The organism is Pseudomonas deceptionensis, from assembly GCF_900106095.1.
Taxonomy (GTDB): Bacteria; Pseudomonadota; Gammaproteobacteria; order Pseudomonadales; family Pseudomonadaceae; genus Aquipseudomonas; species Aquipseudomonas deceptionensis.
The window spans coordinates 353,001-371,001 of record NZ_FNUD01000002.1 but is presented as its reverse complement, the minus strand read 5'-3'; the positions used below and the strand labels follow the sequence as shown (position 1 = coordinate 371,001).

At 61.3% G+C, this 18,001-nt stretch carries 15 protein-coding genes; 1 reads left to right on the top strand and 14 read right to left on the bottom strand.

The annotated features are described in order from the left end of the window. Positions 1–401 precede the first annotated feature (401 nt). Positions 402–3,848: a DUF4329 domain-containing protein gene (locus tag BLW11_RS01575; protein WP_053069554.1), complete on the top strand. Its 3,447-nt coding sequence runs from the start codon at positions 402–404 to the stop codon at positions 3,846–3,848. Here BLW11_RS01575 and BLW11_RS01570 read toward each other — a convergent pair. The 14 genes from BLW11_RS01570 to BLW11_RS01505 form a co-directional block, all read right to left on the bottom strand. Beyond that, positions 3,845–4,855, bottom strand: a complete 1,011-nt coding sequence (locus tag BLW11_RS01570) for a FecCD family ABC transporter permease (protein WP_048360277.1) — start codon at positions 4,853–4,855, stop codon at positions 3,845–3,847. The two genes, BLW11_RS01575 and BLW11_RS01570, sit on opposite strands and share 4 nt — an antisense overlap. Beyond that, on the bottom strand, positions 4,852–5,802 hold the full coding sequence (locus BLW11_RS01565; protein ID WP_048360276.1) for an ABC transporter substrate-binding protein: 951 nt from the start codon (positions 5,800–5,802) through the stop codon (positions 4,852–4,854). Before BLW11_RS01565 ends, BLW11_RS01570 begins: the two co-directional genes overlap by 4 nt. Beyond that, complete coding sequence (locus BLW11_RS01560; RefSeq protein ID WP_048360275.1) at positions 5,799–6,587, bottom strand: ABC transporter ATP-binding protein; 789 nt, start codon at positions 6,585–6,587, stop codon at positions 5,799–5,801. The genes BLW11_RS01565 and BLW11_RS01560 overlap by 4 nt, the downstream gene beginning before the upstream one ends. A 167-nt stretch (positions 6,588–6,754) precedes the next feature. Next, positions 6,755–8,884: a TonB-dependent receptor gene (locus tag BLW11_RS01555; protein WP_048360274.1), complete on the bottom strand. Its 2,130-nt coding sequence runs from the start codon at positions 8,882–8,884 to the stop codon at positions 6,755–6,757. 163 nt (positions 8,885–9,047) lie between these two features. Then, on the bottom strand, positions 9,048–10,424 hold the full coding sequence (locus BLW11_RS01550; protein WP_048360273.1) for a PepSY-associated TM helix domain-containing protein: 1,377 nt from the start codon (positions 10,422–10,424) through the stop codon (positions 9,048–9,050). 93 nt (positions 10,425–10,517) lie between these two features. Beyond that, on the bottom strand, positions 10,518–12,596 hold the full coding sequence (locus BLW11_RS01545; protein ID WP_048360272.1) for a TonB-dependent copper receptor: 2,079 nt from the start codon (positions 12,594–12,596) through the stop codon (positions 10,518–10,520). A 98-nt stretch (positions 12,597–12,694) separates the two neighbouring features. Continuing rightward, positions 12,695–13,063 (bottom strand): DUF2946 domain-containing protein, encoded by a 369-nt coding sequence (locus BLW11_RS01540; protein WP_048360271.1) that lies wholly within the window; start codon positions 13,061–13,063, stop codon positions 12,695–12,697. A 48-nt stretch (positions 13,064–13,111) separates the two neighbouring features. Beyond that, a complete protein-coding gene (locus BLW11_RS01535; protein ID WP_048360270.1) occupies positions 13,112–13,606 on the bottom strand; it encodes a copper chaperone PCu(A)C in 495 nt (164 codons plus the stop codon). 48 nt (positions 13,607–13,654) lie between these two features. Further along, complete coding sequence (locus tag BLW11_RS01530; RefSeq protein ID WP_048360269.1) at positions 13,655–14,053, bottom strand: DUF2946 domain-containing protein; 399 nt, start codon at positions 14,051–14,053, stop codon at positions 13,655–13,657. 102 nt (positions 14,054–14,155) lie between these two features. Then, the gene (locus tag BLW11_RS01525) at positions 14,156–14,479 is read right to left on the bottom strand and encodes a helix-turn-helix domain-containing transcriptional regulator (RefSeq protein WP_048360268.1); all 324 of its coding nucleotides are present in this window, start codon (positions 14,477–14,479) and stop codon (positions 14,156–14,158) included. Between the two features lie 17 nt (positions 14,480–14,496). Continuing rightward, positions 14,497–14,823, bottom strand: coding sequence for a type II toxin-antitoxin system RelE/ParE family toxin (locus BLW11_RS01520; protein ID WP_048360267.1), 327 nt, complete (start codon positions 14,821–14,823; stop codon positions 14,497–14,499). 54 nt (positions 14,824–14,877) lie between these two features. After that, positions 14,878–15,600, bottom strand: a complete 723-nt coding sequence (locus tag BLW11_RS01515) for a cobalt-precorrin-6A reductase (RefSeq protein WP_048360266.1) — start codon at positions 15,598–15,600, stop codon at positions 14,878–14,880. Beyond that, the gene (locus tag BLW11_RS01510) at positions 15,597–16,694 is read right to left on the bottom strand and encodes a cobalt-precorrin-5B (C(1))-methyltransferase (protein WP_048360265.1); all 1,098 of its coding nucleotides are present in this window, start codon (positions 16,692–16,694) and stop codon (positions 15,597–15,599) included. Before BLW11_RS01510 ends, BLW11_RS01515 begins: the two co-directional genes overlap by 4 nt. Beyond that, complete coding sequence (locus tag BLW11_RS01505) at positions 16,687–17,898, bottom strand: bifunctional cobalt-precorrin-7 (C(5))-methyltransferase/cobalt-precorrin-6B (C(15))-methyltransferase (RefSeq protein WP_048360264.1); 1,212 nt, start codon at positions 17,896–17,898, stop codon at positions 16,687–16,689. Before BLW11_RS01505 ends, BLW11_RS01510 begins: the two co-directional genes overlap by 8 nt. Positions 17,899–18,001 lie beyond the last annotated feature (103 nt).

Below are 18,001 nucleotides of genomic sequence, written 5' to 3'. Positions count from 1 at the left end.
TGGAAGGGGCAAGTGGTGCGCCGAGTGCGCCGCCTTGGTGCCTGCGGGGCAATGGGCGCTGTAAATAACCACCACCGGGCAACGGATCATCCGGCGAAGGATGGAAGTCGACCTTGCACAGGTCGATCACTTCTAACAGTGAGAGATAACCCTCCATGGATCTTTCAGATATCCCCCAGCCCGGCAGGGCACCCCATGAGTTGATCGGCGATCATCGTGACGTTCAATACGGCGGGGCGATTTTTAAAAATAGACAGGGGCCGTATTTCGTGACGCGACCGGTGAAGGGGCACTCGGCCCCGGTCAGCTAACTATGTACAGCCCGTGACGCTGCGACTGGCTGGATTATGCAAGGAGGGCGCACCTTTGCCGCCCTTCTTTTCATAAAGGAAGCCAGTGTTATGGAACAGACTGACAGCCGTGAAAAACGGCATGCACGCCCCAATGTACAAGCCTCGTTACCGACCTTGAGTCCGCCCTTTATCAACGCCGATGACGCCGCGCGCTTTGCCCATCAACTGATTGGTGATTTCCGCTCTGTGGAGTATGGCGGCGCTATCTTGAAAGATGCCGAAGGCCGCTACTTTGCGACGCGCCCGGTGCGAGGCAAAACCGGTTCATTCGACCCCTCGTTGGTCATGTCAACTGACCGTAACGGGGGATTCATCAGCCCGCCGGGTTATACCTGTGCCGCCTTCTACCACTCGCATCCGGCGAACTATGACAAGTTGAAGAGGTCCTTCAAACACTGGGGCCCAGAAGACATTTACACGTCGATCAATGCTTTTTCTTCGCTGGACATGGTGCTCAACCGTCTAAATGCCAATTTTGCCCCCGCGCATTATTTATCGGGTGTAAACGGTTCGCTGATCAAGTTCATGTCCAGCGGCTCGCCCCTGGAAAATGCGCTTGTCGAGCGAATTGCCCTCGATACCACGGCCGGTAAACTCACCTTTGCGACCATCGCAGAATTTGTGCAGGCGGCGGCCAGCATGGGCCAATTAAGGGTGATCCAGGCCACGGAAGTCTGGGGTGGAAAAGTCGGCACGGTGCAACCTGACTTCAAGGTGTATGCGCCGACCCAATCCCTGGATATTGCCCCTGTGATTGTTCAACAGCCCGCATTCGGGCCTATTAGCGACACCCTCGAACAGGCGGTCAAAGAAGTGCGGGCCCGGGTAAGCCAAACCAGCGAGCCCGTGTTCGGGGTGATTCTCAAGCATAGAGGGCGACCCATTTTTGTGGCCTCTGAACCGGTGACAGGGGGCATGGATTTTTCGCTGTCGAAGATTTTTCCGCCGACGGCCAGCAACCCATTACCCCTGCCAGAGCAGTACCAGGTGGCAAGCTTTTATTGCAGCGATGGTTTTTACCGTGATCCGGGCCTGATGCCTGCGCAGCAGCCTTCGCTGTTCAAGCATTTTGTGGCCCCTGCGACGTTGGTCCGCGGGATCAGCGCCGCACAAGCATTTCCCGGCGCTGCGCGTGGGCGGGCAGTGCCGCTTTTTATCTGCACCAGCGACGGCGCTGTCTTGAAGTACGTCTCGAGGTTTGCCACGGCTGAAACAACATTTTCAGCGTCTTTGCCAGAAAGCGAAGGGCAAGGGCTGGCCATTGTGCGCGAGCTGCTAAGCGGCGTGACGACAACCCTTGACTACATCCTCCAGGTTGCCAGCGCCGGTGAGTTGAACGTGCTGCATACCAGCGATTTATGGAGCAGGGCTGGCCGGGTAAAGGCCACCTGGAAGCCTTACGAGGGGTTCAGTCGACGGGCGCTGGGGGCGTCCTTTGTTTCTGTGGATGATGCCGCGCGCGATGCCCACGAAAAAATTGCCCGTCGCGACGACAAGGTTTACGGCGGGCTGATCTACCAGCGGTTGGACAACCGCTTTGTCGCAACCGAGCCCCTGGCATGCCATCACGAAACCTTCGATCCGACGTGCGTCCTGCCCCCGGAGCTGATTGCACTCACGCCCCACGGTTGCTCGGTGGTTGCGGTGTATCACACGCACCGTGTGCATCCATTGAAGCTGTGGCGAACGGAAGCTGAGGAGCAACTGGTTCGAAACATGCTTGAACCCCATGAGCTGGAGGCCGCGTTCAGGGATCGGGAGTGGGCCCCCATCCGCTATTTTTCGGCCCGGGACGGCACGCTGCTCAAGTACACGCCCAGCGACTCGGTGCGCGAACGTGAACTGCGCAAGCAGCTTGCGGCCCCTGTGGAGCACCCTGAGCAGGTTCGCAAAAATGCCATTCACATGGCGATGCGGGCCAACGCCCTCAAGCCCAGTGAATACATCCGCCGGGTCGCGCAGGCAGGGGACCTGGAGGTTGTAGTGGGCAGCACGCTGTGGGGGGCTGAGGGGCAGGTGAGGTCGGACTTCACCGCCAATGCACGGCCAGCACCTCAGGCCCGGGCGATTCGTCAGCCGGCCCTGAGCCCTGTGTTTAGCCAGGCGCAAGATGCCATGCGCTATACCCATGAACGTATGGTCCATGGTGATGTGGCGCAGTACGGTTTGATCCTCGGCAACCCCCACAGCAATGAATATGTGGCGACCCTGCCGGTGCAAGGGGGGGTATTTAGCCTGAACCGATTGTTTCCACAGGATGCTTCGAGCAGTCAGTTCAGCCTGCCCACCGGGTTCAGGTTTGAAGCGGTGTATGTGGCCGCGCCCAAGATCCCTCCTGCTGTGGAAGGCATGGACACCCGCAGAATCTATGAAGCGTTTGTGTCGCCGGTGGATATGGCCCGGGGCTTGATGCTCAGTGAAAGCATCAAGGACCAGAGTGGACTGGTCCCTGCGACTGCGGTGCTATTTTTGTCCTGCAGCGACGGCGGATTATTGCGCTACCTGGACCGCTCGGCAGCGACACAGTTGTCTACCGGGGTGTTCAAGGACGCGGGCCAGGCAACCCTCACTAAACTCACGACCCTTAAAGTGACGCCGCTGGAGTATGTGCGCCAGGTAGCGATGGCGGGCGATTTGCAGGTAATCAAAACCAACCCGGTCTGGCTCCACCCGGGTCGCGTATCGCCCGCCTGGCGCCCCTTCGAACTGGAGGTGCCAAGTGCGGCGGGCAGGAGTATCCGCTTGTTCGCGATGAGCCCGGTATTCAGCCATCCCGATGATGCTGCGCGGTATGAGCATCTGCACCTCAAGCGTCCACAGACCGTGAGTGTGATGGGCGGGGTTTTACGTCACGGGGCCTACGACACCTGCGTGGCGCTGCAATGGGTGGAAAACGGCGAGCCGGTCAATGTGGCGCAGATGATCCTCAACACCCATTTGTCGATACCGAACCAGAGAGTTCCCAAGGCGATTTTACCGACAGGCTATTCACTCAAGAGCCTGCATTTTTCCCGCGATGTAAGCGGGCAGCCGGCGGGTAGCCCTGTCGAAACCAATCTGCTTAAAAACATGTTTTGGCCGGTCGACATTTGCTACGCCACGCGAACGCTTCACCGGCAACTGGAGGACGCGAGTTTTGATTATCTGTACCTCTCAACCGATGACGGTGCATTGTTGAAGTACACCCGGGGGGCCAAGGAGGCTAATGACAGGTTGTGTGAGTATGTCAGTGGCGCCAGTTTCACCTACGAGCGCTACTTCCTTGAAAACAGTACCCCCACCCGAACGCCGGGCAACCCCGAGGATCTGCTGACCCGGGTGCTCAATTCTGGCGTTTTGCAGGTACTGGAACCCAGCGCGACCTGGCCGCGAACCGGGGCAGTCGACACGCGTCTGACCGTCTCGACGCAACCGCTGTCGTTCGACGATGAAGGGCCGACCCCCGGTACGCCGGTGGCGCAGTTGAAGGTCGGGCCGGTACGCGATGAGCTTTAACGCTTACGCATCAAGCCAATAAAGAACAGGCCGCCAATGGCTGCCGTGGCGACGCCAATGGGCAAGTCTTCGGGGGCGATCAAGGTACGGGCGGCCACATCGACCCATACCAGAAACACGCTGCCCAGTAACGCCGACACCGGCAGCAATCGCCGGTGTTCAGCACCCACCAGACGGCGGGCGATGTGCGGGATCATCAGGCCGACAAAACCAATGGAACCGCTGATGGCCACCAGTACGCCGGTCATCAGCGAGGCGATCAAAAACACCCGCAGCCGCACATTGCGCGCATTCAGGCCCAGGGTCACGGCGGTTTGTTCACCGGCCATCAGGGCGTTCAGCGGGCGGGCCATGCCCAGCAGCAGCACCAGCCCCAGCAGCACGCTGGCGCTGGGGATGGCGAGCAGTTCCCAACGCGCCAGCCCCAGCCCGCCGAGCATCCAGAACAGCACGGCGGAGCTGGCGCGATGGTCACCCAAAAACAGCAGTGTGTTGGCCACGGCCATCATCACAAAGGACACCGCCACCCCGCACAGCAGCAGGCGGTCACTGTCCAGTCGGCCATGCCGGCTGGCGATGGCCAGCACCAGCAGCATGCTCAGCAAGGCGCCGATAAAGGCGGCGATGGGCAGGGTCAGCAGGCCGACGATTTCGCCCACGTGCAGCACCACGATCACCGCGCCCAGGGTGGCGCCGCTGGTGACACCGAGCAAGTGCGGGTCGGCCAGCGGGTTGCGGGTGACCGCTTGCAGCACCGCGCCGATCAGGGCCAGCCCGGCGCCGACCAGGGCCCCGAGCAGCATGCGCGGCACACGGATCAGCCACACGATATGTTCCTGACCTGCGCTCCAGCTCACCTCGCCAATGCCAAACAGCTTGTTCAGCAAAATGTGCCACACCACGTCTACCGGAACCCGCGCCGGGCCAAAGCCCAGCGACACCACGCACGACACCAGCAGCAGTGCGCCGAGGCCGGTCAGTAACAAGGCGTAGCGACGAGCGATCATTGTGGGTGGAACCCTTGGGCCATGGTTTCGATGGCCAACACGTTGTCGATGCCCGGCGTGGCCTGCACGTAGGGGATGACGATGAAGCGTTTGTTGCGGATGGCGTCCACCGATTGCAGCGCCGGGTTGGTTTCAAGGAAGCGCTGTTTTTGCCCGGCTGTGACTTCGCTGTAGTCGACGATCACGATGACCTGCGGGTTGCGTTCAACCACGGTTTCCCAGTTGATGCGGGTCCAGCTGGCGTCGATGTCGCCGAGGATGTCGTTGCCGCCTGCGGCTTCGATCAGCGCGTGGGGGATGCCGAGCTTGCCCGACGTCATGGCGCGGTCTTCGCCGCTGTCATACAAAAATACCCGTGGGCGTGCGGCGGGCAGGTTTTTTTGAACGTCGGCGATTTTCTGCTGCATGTGCCCGATCAATGCCGTGGCGCGGTCTTGCACGTCGAAGATTTTGCCCAGGTTGCGCAGGTCGTTGTAGGTGTCCTCCATGCTGGCCGCAGGGCGCTTCATCACGAACGCGCAGGACTCGGTCAGCTCGTACACGTTGATACCCAGCGGGGTCAGGGTTTGCGGTGTGAGGTCGCCGCCCACGCGCATGCCGTAATCCCAACCGGCGAAGAAGAAATCGACGTCGGCGTTGAGCAGGGTTTCAACCGAGGGGTATTTGCTCGCCAGCTCTGGAAGGCCGTCGAGGATGACTTTCATCTCCGGGGTTACCGCCTTCCAGCCACTGATGCCGCTGTAGCCGACCATGTGCGGCTTGAGGCCCAGGGCGAGCATCATCTGGGTCATGTTGATGTCGTGGCTGACCGCGTGCTTGGGCGCATGGTTGAAGGTCACGTCGCGGTTGCAGCTCTTGATCGTCAGTGGGTACTGCGTGGCGTCAGCCAGGGCCAGCCCGGAGCCGAACAGGACGCTGAGGCAAAGGGCGAGGCGGATCAGGTTCATGGTTGGGTTATCCAGGTAATGCGCGGGTAGCCGGACAGCGGGTGATCGTCGATCAATGCCGCCACGCCAAAGACATCGCGCAGCAGTTCGACGGTCAACACTTCGCGCGGGGTACCGCTGGCGATGATTCTGCCGTGGTCGATCACGTACAGCCGGTCGCAGAAGGCGGCGGCCAGATTGAGGTCGTGGATGCTGGCCAGGGTGCCGATCTTCAGGCGCTTGACCAGTTGCAGCAACTCCAGCTGATAGCGCGGGTCGAGGTGGTTGGTCGGCTCGTCCAGGATCAGCAGGTCGGGTTGCTGGGTCAGGGCGCGGGCCAGGATCACTCGCTGTTTTTCGCCCCCTGACAAGGTGGCGAAGGCGTGGTCTTCAAAGCCATGCAGGCCGACGGACTCGAGGGCGTTTCTGGCCAGTTGGCGGTCGGCTTCGGTGTCGCCGTCGAACAGGCCTTTGTGCGGGGTACGGCCCATGGCGACCACTTCGTCGACGGTCAGGCCAAAGGCGTCGGGGAATTCCTGCAACACCACGGCGATGCGCCGGGCGCACCAGCGGGGCGACTGTTGCCAGAGGTTGTGCGAGCCCAGGTGGACCTCGCCCGACTCGGGTTTGCTGAAGCGATAGGCACAGCGCAACAGGCTGGTTTTGCCGCTGCCGTTAGGCCCGATCAGCCCCACGAACTCACCTGCGGCCACGTGCAGGTTGGCATCACGCAGCTGGAACTGGTGATGACAGTGGCCGTGGCCCAGAGGGGTCCAGGCGAGTTGTGTGAGGGTGAGGCGGGTCATAAAAATCCGGGTTGGCCAATGTTGAGAATGTAGTGTGCTGCCTGGATCTGTGTTGAGGCTTTGTTTGCGCTCAAGGCCCCCCGTGGGAGCGAGCCTGCTCGCGAATGCTCTTCGCGAGCAGGCTCGCTCCCACGGTTGAAGTGCCTTGTCAGCGGCTACAGGTTGGGTCAGAAGGCGTAATCAGCGGTCACGAAGAACGATCGCGGCTCGCCCATGATCCATTGCTGGCCGCCATTGTATTGGGTTACGGCGTACTGGCGGTTGAACAAATTGTTCAGGCGCAGCCCCAGGGTGGTTTTTGGCAGGGCTTTCCAGCTTACGGTGGCGTCGACCACGGTGTAGCTCGGCAGCTCGACGGTGTTGGCGTAGTCGGCATAACGCGAGTCGACATAGCGCACGCCGGCACCGGCGTTCACGTCATCGGTAACGGCCTTGCTCAGCCACAGGTTGGCGGTGCGGCGCGGCACGTCGGTGGGGCGGTTGCCTTTGCGTGAGACGGCCACGTTGTTCACGTCTTCATCGAATGTGTCGTATTGAGCGCGTACCACCGAGGCATTGGCCTGTAGCTGCCAGCGATGGGGCAGTTGCAGATCAAGGCTGGCTTCCAGGCCACTGGAGGACTGCTCGCCCACTTGCTGCGAATTGCCCGGATTGATCGGGTCGGCCGTGATCAGGTCTTTCTTGACGATGTGATACGCCGCCACTGTCCATTCGCCGCGCTGGTCCCAGAAGATCTGCTTGAAGCCGATTTCGGTCTGGCGGGCGCGGGCCAGGTCAAATCCCTGCTCGCCCGGGTACAGGCTGATCAGCCCGGCCACGCCATCAACGCTGGTGGCCTGCTGGGCATAGATCGACATGTCCGGCTTCAACTCATACACCAGCCCGACTTTCCAGCTGTTGGCCGACAGGCTGCGGTCGCTGCGCGTGTCGTTGACCAAGTCATCGCGGTCCAGATGCACAATATCGCGGCGCACTCCCGTGACCAGCGACAGCTGATCGGTCAGTTCGGTGCGGTTTTCGGCAAACAGCGACACCTGTTGCGTGGTGGTCTTGAACTGGTCGAGGTACGGCGAGTCACTTTCGAATTGACCGCGATCCGGGTGGTACAGGTCGATCGGCTGGCCCTTTGTATTCACATCGGTATACGGCGAGTTGCTGTGCAGGTTGAAGTGGATACGGTTGTAGTCCGCGCCCACCAGGGTTCTGCTTTTGAGGCCGAACAGATCGTGGCTGAGGGTAAAGGTCTGGCGGTCGCCAACCTGTTCCTGCTCATGCTTGATGCTGAAGTAACCGCTGCGCAGCAAGGTCTGGCGGTCTTCATTCCAGGCATGGCGCTCGGCGTTCTGCCAACGGCGCTGGGCCTTGAGGTAATACAGCTCGTTGCTGGCGCTGAGGTCGTCGTTGATCTGCCATTCGGTGTTCAGACGCGTCCACTGGTCGTTGTAATGCAGCTTGGCATCACGCACGTTGTAGTTCTTGTCGCGCAGGCTCTTGTGGTAACGGCCATTGATCAGCGGTACGCCGAAGTCGTTTTGTGGCTCCTGGTCGCCGTAGTCGTGGCTCAGGGTGAATGCCAGGTCGTCATTGGCCTGCCAGCGCAGGGCGGCACTGATAAAGGTGTTTTCGGAGTCGCCGTGGTCGACCCAGCCATTGCTCTGGGTGTGGTTGAGGTTCAACCGGTAGCTCAGGGTATCGGTGAGCGAACCGCCACTGTCCAGCGCCTGTTGGCGGGTATCGTAGGAACCGTAGCCCACGCGGATATGGTTTTCGATTTCACCGCTGAAGGGCTTTTTCGGGATCACGTTGATCACCGCGCCGGTTGCACCTTCGCCATACAGCACCGAGGCCGGGCCGCGCAGCACGTCGATGCGCTCTACCGACCAGTCGTCCACCGGGAAGGTCACGGTGCCCGCACCGCTGTACATGCGAATCCCGTCATACAACTGCATCACCGAGCCCTGGCCGACAAAGCCGCGGGCCGAGTACGACGAGCCGCCGTTGCCCGGTGTGCCGGTGTTGCTGATGCCGGTGGTGCGTGTCACGGCGTCCTGCACACTGCGATCGCCACGGGCGCGGATTTGCGCACCGGTCAGGCTCTCGACGCTGGCCGGGGTTTCGAGGCTGTTGAGGTTCAAGCGCGAACCGGCGCTGGTGGCGGTCTTGAGGTCGATGCTTTGGTCATCGACTTCAGGGGCTGTAATGCTCGAAGTCGACAACATCAGGGAGGGGGCTGTGTCATCCGCGTGTGCGCTGTTTATCGCCAACAGACAGAGGCTGGACCAAAGGTACTTATTCATCGGGACAGTGAGTCGCTTTTTCTGGAGGTGAACCCGCTACCTCCTGGCGGCGGGTCTTGGAGCTTAAATAGATTGTTATACAGTAACAACTATTTTGTGTCTGATACTGGCTCGCCAGTATAGCGAAGGCTCTGGAATGCGCATCTCGGATGACTAATGTTGGTTATGAGCGCAGCTCATGTCGCTGTTTTGAGCGCAAGATCATCAGCATGCGGTCGAGTATCCACACCGCAATCAGAGACGCGCCCACCATCGGGAACACAATCGCCAGCGCGAGGATGATTACCACGCCGGTCTTCCAGGTCGGCAAGTCGTGGCGCAGCGGCGGGACTCCCAGACGACCCTGCGGGCGACGTTTCCACCAGATCACCAGGCCGCTGACCGAGCTGAGCAGAATTATCAGGCACACCACCAAAATCGCGATCTGGTTCAGTGAGCCGAAGAGTTTGCCTTCGTGCAGCATCACGCTCATTTCGGTAGCGCGGGCGACGTTGCCGTAATGTTGCCAGCGCACATCGGCCAGTACCTGGCCGGTGTATTGGTCGACATGCAGAGTGGCATCGTTGCGCGGGTCGTCGGCGAACACGGCAATGGTGAACACGCCTTCTGCGGTGGTGGGCAGGGTGATGCTGTAGCCGGGCTCGACCTTGCGTGCGGTGGCAGTGTCGACCACGTCCTGCAACGTGATGCCCGGTGCAGCGGGTCCGCTTGGCATGGCGCCGTGGCCCATGTGTTCGGCGTGGGCGCCAGAAACCGGCATCGGGGTGTTTTCCATCGCCCAGGGCACGGTCTGGCGGGCGGCGGTGTTGAGGTCGCGGGCCTCTTGGTCGGACTTGGGGACGTTGTTCCACATCGCCGCCGGGAACTGGTTCCACAGGTCGGCGTATTGCTTGCCCCAAAAGCCGGTCCAGGTCATGCCGCTGAGCAACATGAACAGCAACAGGGCCGCGCCCCAAAAACCGGTCACGGCGTGCAGGTCACGCCACAGCACGCGGCCCCGGCGAGTAAAGCGTGGCCACAGAATCCCGGCCGCGGATTGCCCCCGTGGCCACCAAAGGTACAGGCCGGAAACCACCAGCACCACGCCCCAGCCAGCGGCCAGCTCTACCAGCCGGTCGCCGAGGGTGCCGATCATCAATTCGCCATGCAGCGCCCGGGCCACGGCTTGCAGATTGAGCTTGGCATCCTGCTCGCCGAGGACTTCACCGCTGTAGGGGTTGATAAACACGTTGAGCTCGCGCCCGCCGCTGTGGATGACAAATTGCCCGCTGCGCTCTGGAGAGACGGGCGGCAAGTACTGGCTGATCTGGCCTTGAGGATAAGTGGCTTGTACGCGGGTGAGTTGTTCATCGGCAGTGAGGCTGTGATGGCCGGGGCTGACGTTGAGCAAATGGTCGTACATCAGGGGATCAAGTTGGGGCTTGAACAGGTAAATAATACCGGTCAACGCCAGCAGGATCATGAACGGGGCGACAAACAGCCCGGCATAGAAATGCCAGCGCCAGGCCAGGTTGTAGAAAGACGGTGTTGGTTGGCTCATGTGAGCGGCTCCGCAAGTTCAAAAGTGTTGTTGTCAGCCATGCCCCTCACCCCAACCCTCCGGGAGAGGGTTGGGGTGAGGGCCTGGGATTTATCAGAAACTCACATCAACCTTGGTCCACAGCGTGCGGCCCGGTTCGTTGATCGGGGTCGGGTCGTTGGCCGGGTAGCCGTAACCGGCGTTGCCCGCCATGTTCAGGTGCTCGCTGTAGTTTTTATCCAGCAGGTTGTCGACCCCTGCGCTGACCTTGAGGTTTTTGTTGATGCGGTACGCGCCATTGAGCGAGAACACGCCAAAGCCGGCGCTCTTGTCGTAGTCCTTGCCCACCACGTTGCCCGCGTTGCGGTCGATCCGGCCCTGAGGGGCAACCACGCGCCACAAGGCACCGGTGCTCCAGTGATCTTCGCTGTAGGTCAGGCCCAGGCGGGTGTCCAGCGGCGGCATTTGCGGCAGGGCCTTGCCATCGGTGGTGTTTTTGCCCCAGGCATAGGCCAGGGTTGCGTCGGCTTTCCAGTTGGACGTCAGTTGGTAGGCCGCGCCCACTTCACCGCCCATGATCCGGGCGTTGATGTTCTGAGCCTGGGACGCGCCCCTGGTGTAGTCGAACAGGATGTAGTCGCGGATTTCACCGGCGTACACCGAGGCCCAGGCCTCCAGAGCCTCGGTTTTGTACTGCAGGCCCATGTCGAGCTGAGTGGTTTTTTCGGGCTTGATTGCATCGAACGCATTGACCGAGCCGGCAGGGCCTGCGCTTGGGGAAAACAGCTCCCAGTAATCCGGGAAGCGCTGCACGTGGCCCAGGCCTGCATACACCGTGGTCGGGCTGTTGGCCAAATCATGCTCGTAGCGCACAAAACCGCTGGGCAGGGTGTCGGCGCGGGTTTTGTCCAGCGTGGGGTTGGGCCGGCTCATCATTCCCGAGCCGATGCGGGCGCGGTAGTCCTTGGCTGACGCGCGGTCCAGGCGGGCACCGGTGATCACCCGATCACGCTCGGCGGCGTACCAGGTCAGTTCGCCAAAAGCGCCGTAGTTGTGGAAGTCGGCGTCTTTGCTCCAGTTCTGGTCCTGGTAGGTGTTGATGCCCATGCCCATGCGTTTACGGTGCTCGTTGGTCTGGGCGTCGATACCGCTGATCAACTGGTAATCGGCCCAGCGCCAGGTGGCCTTGACCCGTGCGCCAAGGGTGCGGCGGTCGACATTGCTGGCCATCGGCCCGGCCATCATGCCGGTACCCGACGGGGTGCGCAGGCTGTAGTTGTCCATCACGTGGTCGGCGTAGTTGTAGTAGACCTGGGCTTCGATTGTGTCGAGAACGTCGCCGATATTGGATCTTTCAAAGCGCAGCCCCAGGCTTTCACGCTTGTACTGGCTGCCGTCCATGCCGCGTCCGGCCGAGCGTGCTTCGCCATCGCCCTTGCCGGCGGTGAGTTCGAGCAGGGTGTCGGCGTCCGGGGTCCAGCCCAGGGCAACATCACCGTTCCATTTGTCGTAACGCGAGGGCACGGTGTCGCCATTGCCGTCCTTGTAGTCATCGGAGCGGGCGGTGTTGCCGATCACCCGCACGTAGCCCAGTGGCCCGCCGGCGGCGGCGTCGACGGTCTTGTCGAAGCGGCCATTGGAGCCCGCCAGCAGGCTGGCGTTGACCCGGGTACCCAGTTCGCCGAAGTGTTCGGGTTCGCGTTCAAACAGGATCGTGCCTGCGGAGGCTCCCGGGCCCCAGAGCACGGTTTGCGGGCCTTTGATCACGGTGAGCTTGTCGTAGGTTTCGGGCGATATATAGGACGTGGGCGCATCCATGCGGCCGGGGCAGGCGCCGAGCATCATGCCGCCGTTGGTGAGGATGTTGAGCCGTGAGCCAAACATGCCGCGCAGCACCGGGTCGCCGTTGGTGCCGCCGTTGCGGATCAGGGCGAAACCGGGGATGGTCTTGAGGTAGTCGCCACCGTCACTGGCGGGCACCGGCTGGCGCGGGTCCTTGGGGTTGGTGACGATGGTCAGCGGTGAGCTGGGGGCGATGGCGGTAATCACCAGCGGGCTGATTTCATGGACATGCCCGGCATGTTCATCGGCCTGTGCGGCAGGGGCCAGCAATGCACAGCACAGTGCGCTGAGGGCAAAAGGGAAGACCGTTTGGGCGTGAGGCAAACGGGAGGCAGCAGTAAAGCGGGACATAAGCATTCCAATATTCAAGCGAATACAACACAGCCATTAGCCTGCGGCTGTCTAAAGCAGCGCATGCAGGTTGGCCAGGTGGTGAGTTGCGGCGAGACTTAAAGGAATGCGGGCGGGGCGCGTGAGCGAGCACCGGGGAATACCGGTTGCCGGGCATGGCCCAGCCGGGGGTTGGACGCCAGATAGCTTTTGGGCTGTGGCGTGTCAAACAGGGTTAGATCAGGTGTGCCCGGTAGTGCGGGGCAACTGAACAGCAGGGTGCAGTAGCCACACTTTTCCCAGATGGCATGGTGGTCGGCGGCTGGTTTTGCATGTTCGGCGTGCGCAGACATGTCCATGCCCATGTCCATCATGGGCATAGGCATGGAGTCGTGATGATCCATCGGCATCGACTGGGAAATCAGCGGGCCGATAAAGATCATCAACATGGCAAACAGGCTCAGCCAACTGCCGCGAATGTGCGACATGGAGTGCCTGGCGCGAGGTTCGCGCACGGGGGTCAGAAACCTTGGCCGTTAGTGGGCGTGCATGGTTTCCATGCTGTCGGCCGGCGCCTGCTTCTGCACGTTGACTTCAACCGGTACGGCACCGGCCTTTTCAAAATGCAGGGTCAACGGGAAGTGCTTGCCGTCTTGCAGCAGGCTGCGGTCCTTAAGGCCCACCATCATCACGTGATACGCCATGGGCGCAAACGTCACGGTGCCACCGGCCGGTACATCGACGCTGGCCACCGGTTGCATTTTCATCAAGTCGCCCTGCATCACGTGCTGATGCAGTTCGGCTTTATCGGCAATGGGGGTATCGACACTGACCAGGCGGTCGGCGCTGCTGCCCGTGTTGTGAATGATGAAATACGCAGCCACTGTCGGGGCGTTGGGCGGCAGCTCTTGCGACCACGGGTGGGCTATCTCAAGGTCCCCGCTTTTGTATTCATGGGCATTGGCAAAACAGGCAGGCAGCAATACAGCCACCGCAATCACGACGTGCTTGAACAGGGACAGGTTCAACATGGCAATTCTCCGGAACGATTCAAAACGCAAAGGGGTTGCGAGGATGAATCAGACCAGGGGCGAGGCGCGGGGGTTGAGGCTCGGCCATTGCTGACGCGGGGTAGGGCGTTTGAGGTGGTCGGGGACCTGGCTGTGACCATGCTCGATGGCCGCAAAGTACAGCGTTGGGATATGGGCGGGCAGGGCCACGACAGAGGCGGAACCCGAACAGCACCAGCAGTGCTGCATGGTGGAGTGATCGTCTTTCTGACTGTCGCCGGCGTCAACCTGACCCAGCGATACGGCGACCATCTTGGTGCCGGTGGAGGTGCAAAAGCTGCTCCACATGAACTGCTCGGTTGATGCTTGTTGAGTGTCACTCATCGCCCCGGCTGTCGACATGGCGAGCATATTGAACAGCACTGCAAAGCAGGCGATCCAGGCAAATGCAAACCGTTGTCGGGACATGAGCAATTCCATGAGTGAAGCGATCAGGCGGCTATTTAGCCTGAATGATCGGCGTAAGTAAAAAGAGCGAGTGTGGCGAAGTGTCGCTGCATCGGGGACACCTCAGTGCGTGGGCACTGCATGTACCTCCATCTGAACACCGAGATTACTACGGATAACTGCAAAGATGGCCGCCAGATTGTCCATGCTCGGGTTGCCACTGACCGAGAGCATTCGATGCAGGCTCTTGCTGGGTTTGGCTGTTTCTTTGGACAAGCCTTCAAACCCCACAGTGGCATTCACCAGGTCGCGAAGAATGACGCGTGCCATCTCCGGCTCGCCATTCAGGAACAGCGTCGCGGCTTCGTCGAGCAGAGCTTGAGCAAATGCGGGATCGCGTTCGGCTCGCTCAGCAATCGTTTGCTTGAAACTTCTTGTGAGAGCCATAAAAATTACCTCGTGTATTACGTTGTGTTTTTCCGGCTTCTGTACTCGGCAATGAGCTTTTTCGCTTGTTTGATATCTTGCTTCTGGCTGGATTTGTTGCCGCCGCCAAACAGGATAATCAAGCGTTTTCCTTCCTGTAACAAATAGATTCTATAGCCTGGGCCCCAATGAATGCGGTATTCCCCCAGGCCATCAAACCATTTTATGTTTGAGGTGTTGCCCATCTCCATGCGCAGGATTGCCGTGGATACTTTGGCTGCTGCTTGAGCATCCAATGACGAAAACCAGCGCTCGAAAGGGCTGGTTCGGTCTTGACCGCAATATTCTTCTACGGAAATCGTCATGCGCTACAAGGTAACGTATAGGTTACCTTTTGACAAGGCAGGTAAAAGTCATAACTAATGAAATATACGCAAGGCCATCAGTAACTCATCAACTCGCCAAAACTCCCGATCAACCCCCGCCAACTCCGGCCGCTTGAGGATCAGCACGGGCACCCCGCGCTCACGGGCCACTTCAAGTTTGGGTTCGGTGGCGCTGCTGCCGCTGTTCTTGCTGATCAGCACGTCAATCTGGTGCTGTTCAAACAACGCACGTTCTTCGTCGATCAGGAACGGTCCGCGTGCGCCGATCACTTCGCAGCGTTCATTGCCGGGATAGACGTCCAGTGCGCGCAAGGTCCAGAACTGGTCCTCAGGGATCTCATGCACATGCTCCAGCGGCTCGCGGCCCAAGGTAAACAGCGGGCGCTTGAAAGGTTTGAGGGCTTGGATCAGTTCGCTCCAATCTGCCACTTCGCGCCAGTCATCATCCGGTTGTGCCACCCATGCGGGGCGGCGCAAGGCCCAGCATGGCACGCCGCTGGCGGCTGCGGCCAAGGCAGCGTTCTGGCTGATTTGTGCGGCGTAGGGGTGGGTGGCGTCCAGCAGCAGGTCGATGCGCTGTTCGCGGATGTACTGCGCCAGGCCCTCAGCGCCGCCGTAACCCCCCACCCGTACTTCGCAAGGCAAGTCGGTGGGCACGCGGCCGACCCCGGCCAGGCTGTAAAGGTGTTGCGGGCCAAGGGTACGGGCGATGGCCAGTGCTTCAGTCACGCCCCCCAGCAATAGAATGCGTTTCATACAAAGGCTCCGGCATGGCCAACAATCCCGCCCTGGCGATCAATGGCGAACACTTCAATCTGCACTTGGGCAGGCACCACGCTGCGGGCAAAATCGAGTGCGTGCTGGCACACCGCATCCCCCAGCGCGATACCGACGGCGCTGGCCATTGCCAGCGCCTGCTGGCTGGTGTTGGCCTGGCGGATGGCGTCTTGCAGCGCGCTGTCGGCACCGATGGCGGCGGCCCACTCGGCCAGTTGTGGCAGGTCGATGCTGGAGTGGCGACTGTGCAGATCCATGTGGCCGGCCGCCAGTTTGCTGATCTTTCCGAAGCCGCCACAAATGCTCAACTTATCCACAGGGACTTTGCGCAGATGCTTGAGTACCGCACCGACGAAGTCGCCCATTTCGATCAGGGCGATTTCCGGCAGGTTGTAGACCCGGCGCATGGTGTCTTCACTGGCATTGCCGGTGCAGGCGGCGATATGCAGGTAGCCATTGGTTTTGGCCACGTCGATGCCCTGGTGGATCGAGGCGATATAGGCCGCGCAGGAAAACGGGCGGACGATGCCGCTGGTGCCCAGAATCGACAGCCCGCCGAGAATGCCCAGGCGCGGGTTCATGGTTTTGAGGGCCAGGGCTTCACCGTCCTGAACATTGACGGTGACTTCAAAGCCGCCGCCGTAACCCAGCTCGGTGGCCAATTGCAGCAAATGGTCGGTAATCATCTTGCGCGGTACCGGGTTGATCGCAGGTTCCCCTACGGCCAGCACCAGCCCCGGCCGGGTCACGGTGCCAACTCCAAAGCCTGCGACAAAAGCAATGCCCGGTTCGGGCTTGAGACTGACCCGCGAGTACAGCAGCGCACCGTGGGTCACGTCCGGGTCGTCGCCCGCGTCCTTGATGGTGCCCGCTTCGGCCCCGCCTTCGCACGGGCGGCAGAACTCCAGGCGCATCTGCACCTGCTTGCCCTTGGGCAAGGTGATGTGTACCGCGTCATGGCTGACACCACTGAGCAGCAGGCGTGCGGCGGCCAGGCTGGTGGCGGTGGCGCAGCTGCCGGTGGTCAGGCCGCTGCGCAGTGGCGCGGGTTGTTCGCCAGTTTCGTCACGCATCGAGGGGCTTGGTCATGTCTAAAAGGGTAATGGGCAAGGCCTGACGCCAGGTATCGAACTCACCCAGCGGCTGCGCTTGGGCGATATGGATTCGGGTCAGCTCGCCGCCGTGGCGCTCACGCCAGCTCATCAGCAGCATCTCGCTTTGCAGGGTCACGGCATTGGCCACCAGCCGTCCGCCGGGTTTGAGCTGTTGCCAGCAGGTGTCGAGCACGCCTTCGCGGGTGACGCCGCCGCCGATGAAAATCGCATCCGGGCGTTCCAGCCCTGCAAGGGCTTGCGGGGCTTTGCCGCGGATCAGTTGCAGGCCCGGCACGCCCAGCGTATCGCGGTTGTGCTCAATCAATTGCTGGCGCCCGGCATCGGCTTCAATCGCCAGGGTGCGGCAGCTGGGCCAGGTGCGCATCCACTCGATGCCGATCGAGCCGCTGCCCGCGCCCACGTCCCACAACAACTGGCCGGGGAGCGGCGCGAGGCGGGCGAGGGTGATGGCGCGCACATCGCGTTTGGTCAGCTGGCCGTCATGGCTGAAGGCGCTGTCGGGGAGCCCGCCGGTGCGTGACAGCGGCTGGGCGCTGTCATCGGCCAGGCAGTCGATGGCGATCAAATTGAGGGCGGCGATGGGCGGGTCGCTCCAGTCATTGGCAGTGGCCTCGACCTGCCGTTCCGCCGGGCCGCCCAAGTGTTCCAGCACGTGCAGGCGGCTGGGGCCAAAGCCGCGTTCGCGCAGCAGCGCGGCGATGGCGGCCGGGCTTTTACCGTCGTTGCTCAATACCAGCAAGCGCACGCCGCTGTGCAGGTGTGCGTTGAGGGCCGCCACCGGGCGCGCCACCACTGACAGCGTGACCACGTCCTGCAGCGGCCAACCCAGGCGGGCGGCAGCCAGCGAGAAGGATGACGGTGACGACAGCACCTGCATCTCGTCGCTTGCAATCACTCGCGCCAGGCTGGCGCCGACACCAAACAGCATCGGGTCGCCGCTGGCCAGAACGCAGACTGGCTGGCCACGCAATGCGAGCACCGGCGCCAGGGAAAACGGGCTTGGCCATGCCTGGCGTTCGGCGCGAATACAGGCAGGCAGCAGGTTGAGCTGACGCTGGGCGCCGAACACGGTGGTTGCGCCAAGCAATGTGCGACGCGCATTTTTGCCCAGCCCGCTAAAGCCGTCTTCACCGATTCCCACAATTGTTAGCCAGGGCGACATGCCAATCCTCTTGTATAACGCCAAATTATCCATCCGCCAGCAGGTTTGCATGACCGCGCGAATACAGGCCGCATGATAGCGCGCCTTGGGCCGCAGGTGCCGT

What these genes read in the sequence shown, in the direction of transcription:
- BLW11_RS01575 (WP_053069554.1), top strand. Translation starts at nt 402, where the DNA reads ATGGAACAGACTGACAGCCGTGAAAAACGGCATGCACGCCCCAATGTA.
- BLW11_RS01515 (WP_048360266.1), bottom strand. Translation starts at nt 15,600, where the DNA reads ATGAAACGCATTCTATTGCTGGGGGGCGTGACTGAAGCACTGGCCATC.
- BLW11_RS01565 (WP_048360276.1), bottom strand. Translation starts at nt 5,802, where the DNA reads ATGAACCTGATCCGCCTCGCCCTTTGCCTCAGCGTCCTGTTCGGCTCC.
- BLW11_RS01560 (WP_048360275.1), bottom strand. Translation starts at nt 6,587, where the DNA reads ATGACCCGCCTCACCCTCACACAACTCGCCTGGACCCCTCTGGGCCAC.
- BLW11_RS01520 (WP_048360267.1), bottom strand. Translation starts at nt 14,823, where the DNA reads ATGACGATTTCCGTAGAAGAATATTGCGGTCAAGACCGAACCAGCCCT.
- BLW11_RS01555 (WP_048360274.1), bottom strand. Translation starts at nt 8,884, where the DNA reads ATGAATAAGTACCTTTGGTCCAGCCTCTGTCTGTTGGCGATAAACAGC.
- BLW11_RS01570 (WP_048360277.1), bottom strand. Translation starts at nt 4,855, where the DNA reads ATGATCGCTCGTCGCTACGCCTTGTTACTGACCGGCCTCGGCGCACTG.
- BLW11_RS01545 (WP_048360272.1), bottom strand. Translation starts at nt 12,596, where the DNA reads ATGTCCCGCTTTACTGCTGCCTCCCGTTTGCCTCACGCCCAAACGGTC.
- BLW11_RS01510 (WP_048360265.1), bottom strand. Translation starts at nt 16,694, where the DNA reads ATGCGTGACGAAACTGGCGAACAACCCGCGCCACTGCGCAGCGGCCTG.
- BLW11_RS01540 (WP_048360271.1), bottom strand. Translation starts at nt 13,063, where the DNA reads ATGTCGCACATTCGCGGCAGTTGGCTGAGCCTGTTTGCCATGTTGATG.
- BLW11_RS01535 (WP_048360270.1), bottom strand. Translation starts at nt 13,606, where the DNA reads ATGTTGAACCTGTCCCTGTTCAAGCACGTCGTGATTGCGGTGGCTGTA.
- BLW11_RS01505 (WP_048360264.1), bottom strand. Translation starts at nt 17,898, where the DNA reads ATGTCGCCCTGGCTAACAATTGTGGGAATCGGTGAAGACGGCTTTAGC.
- BLW11_RS01525 (WP_048360268.1), bottom strand. Translation starts at nt 14,479, where the DNA reads ATGGCTCTCACAAGAAGTTTCAAGCAAACGATTGCTGAGCGAGCCGAA.
- BLW11_RS01530 (WP_048360269.1), bottom strand. Translation starts at nt 14,053, where the DNA reads ATGTCCCGACAACGGTTTGCATTTGCCTGGATCGCCTGCTTTGCAGTG.
- BLW11_RS01550 (WP_048360273.1), bottom strand. Translation starts at nt 10,424, where the DNA reads ATGAGCCAACCAACACCGTCTTTCTACAACCTGGCCTGGCGCTGGCAT.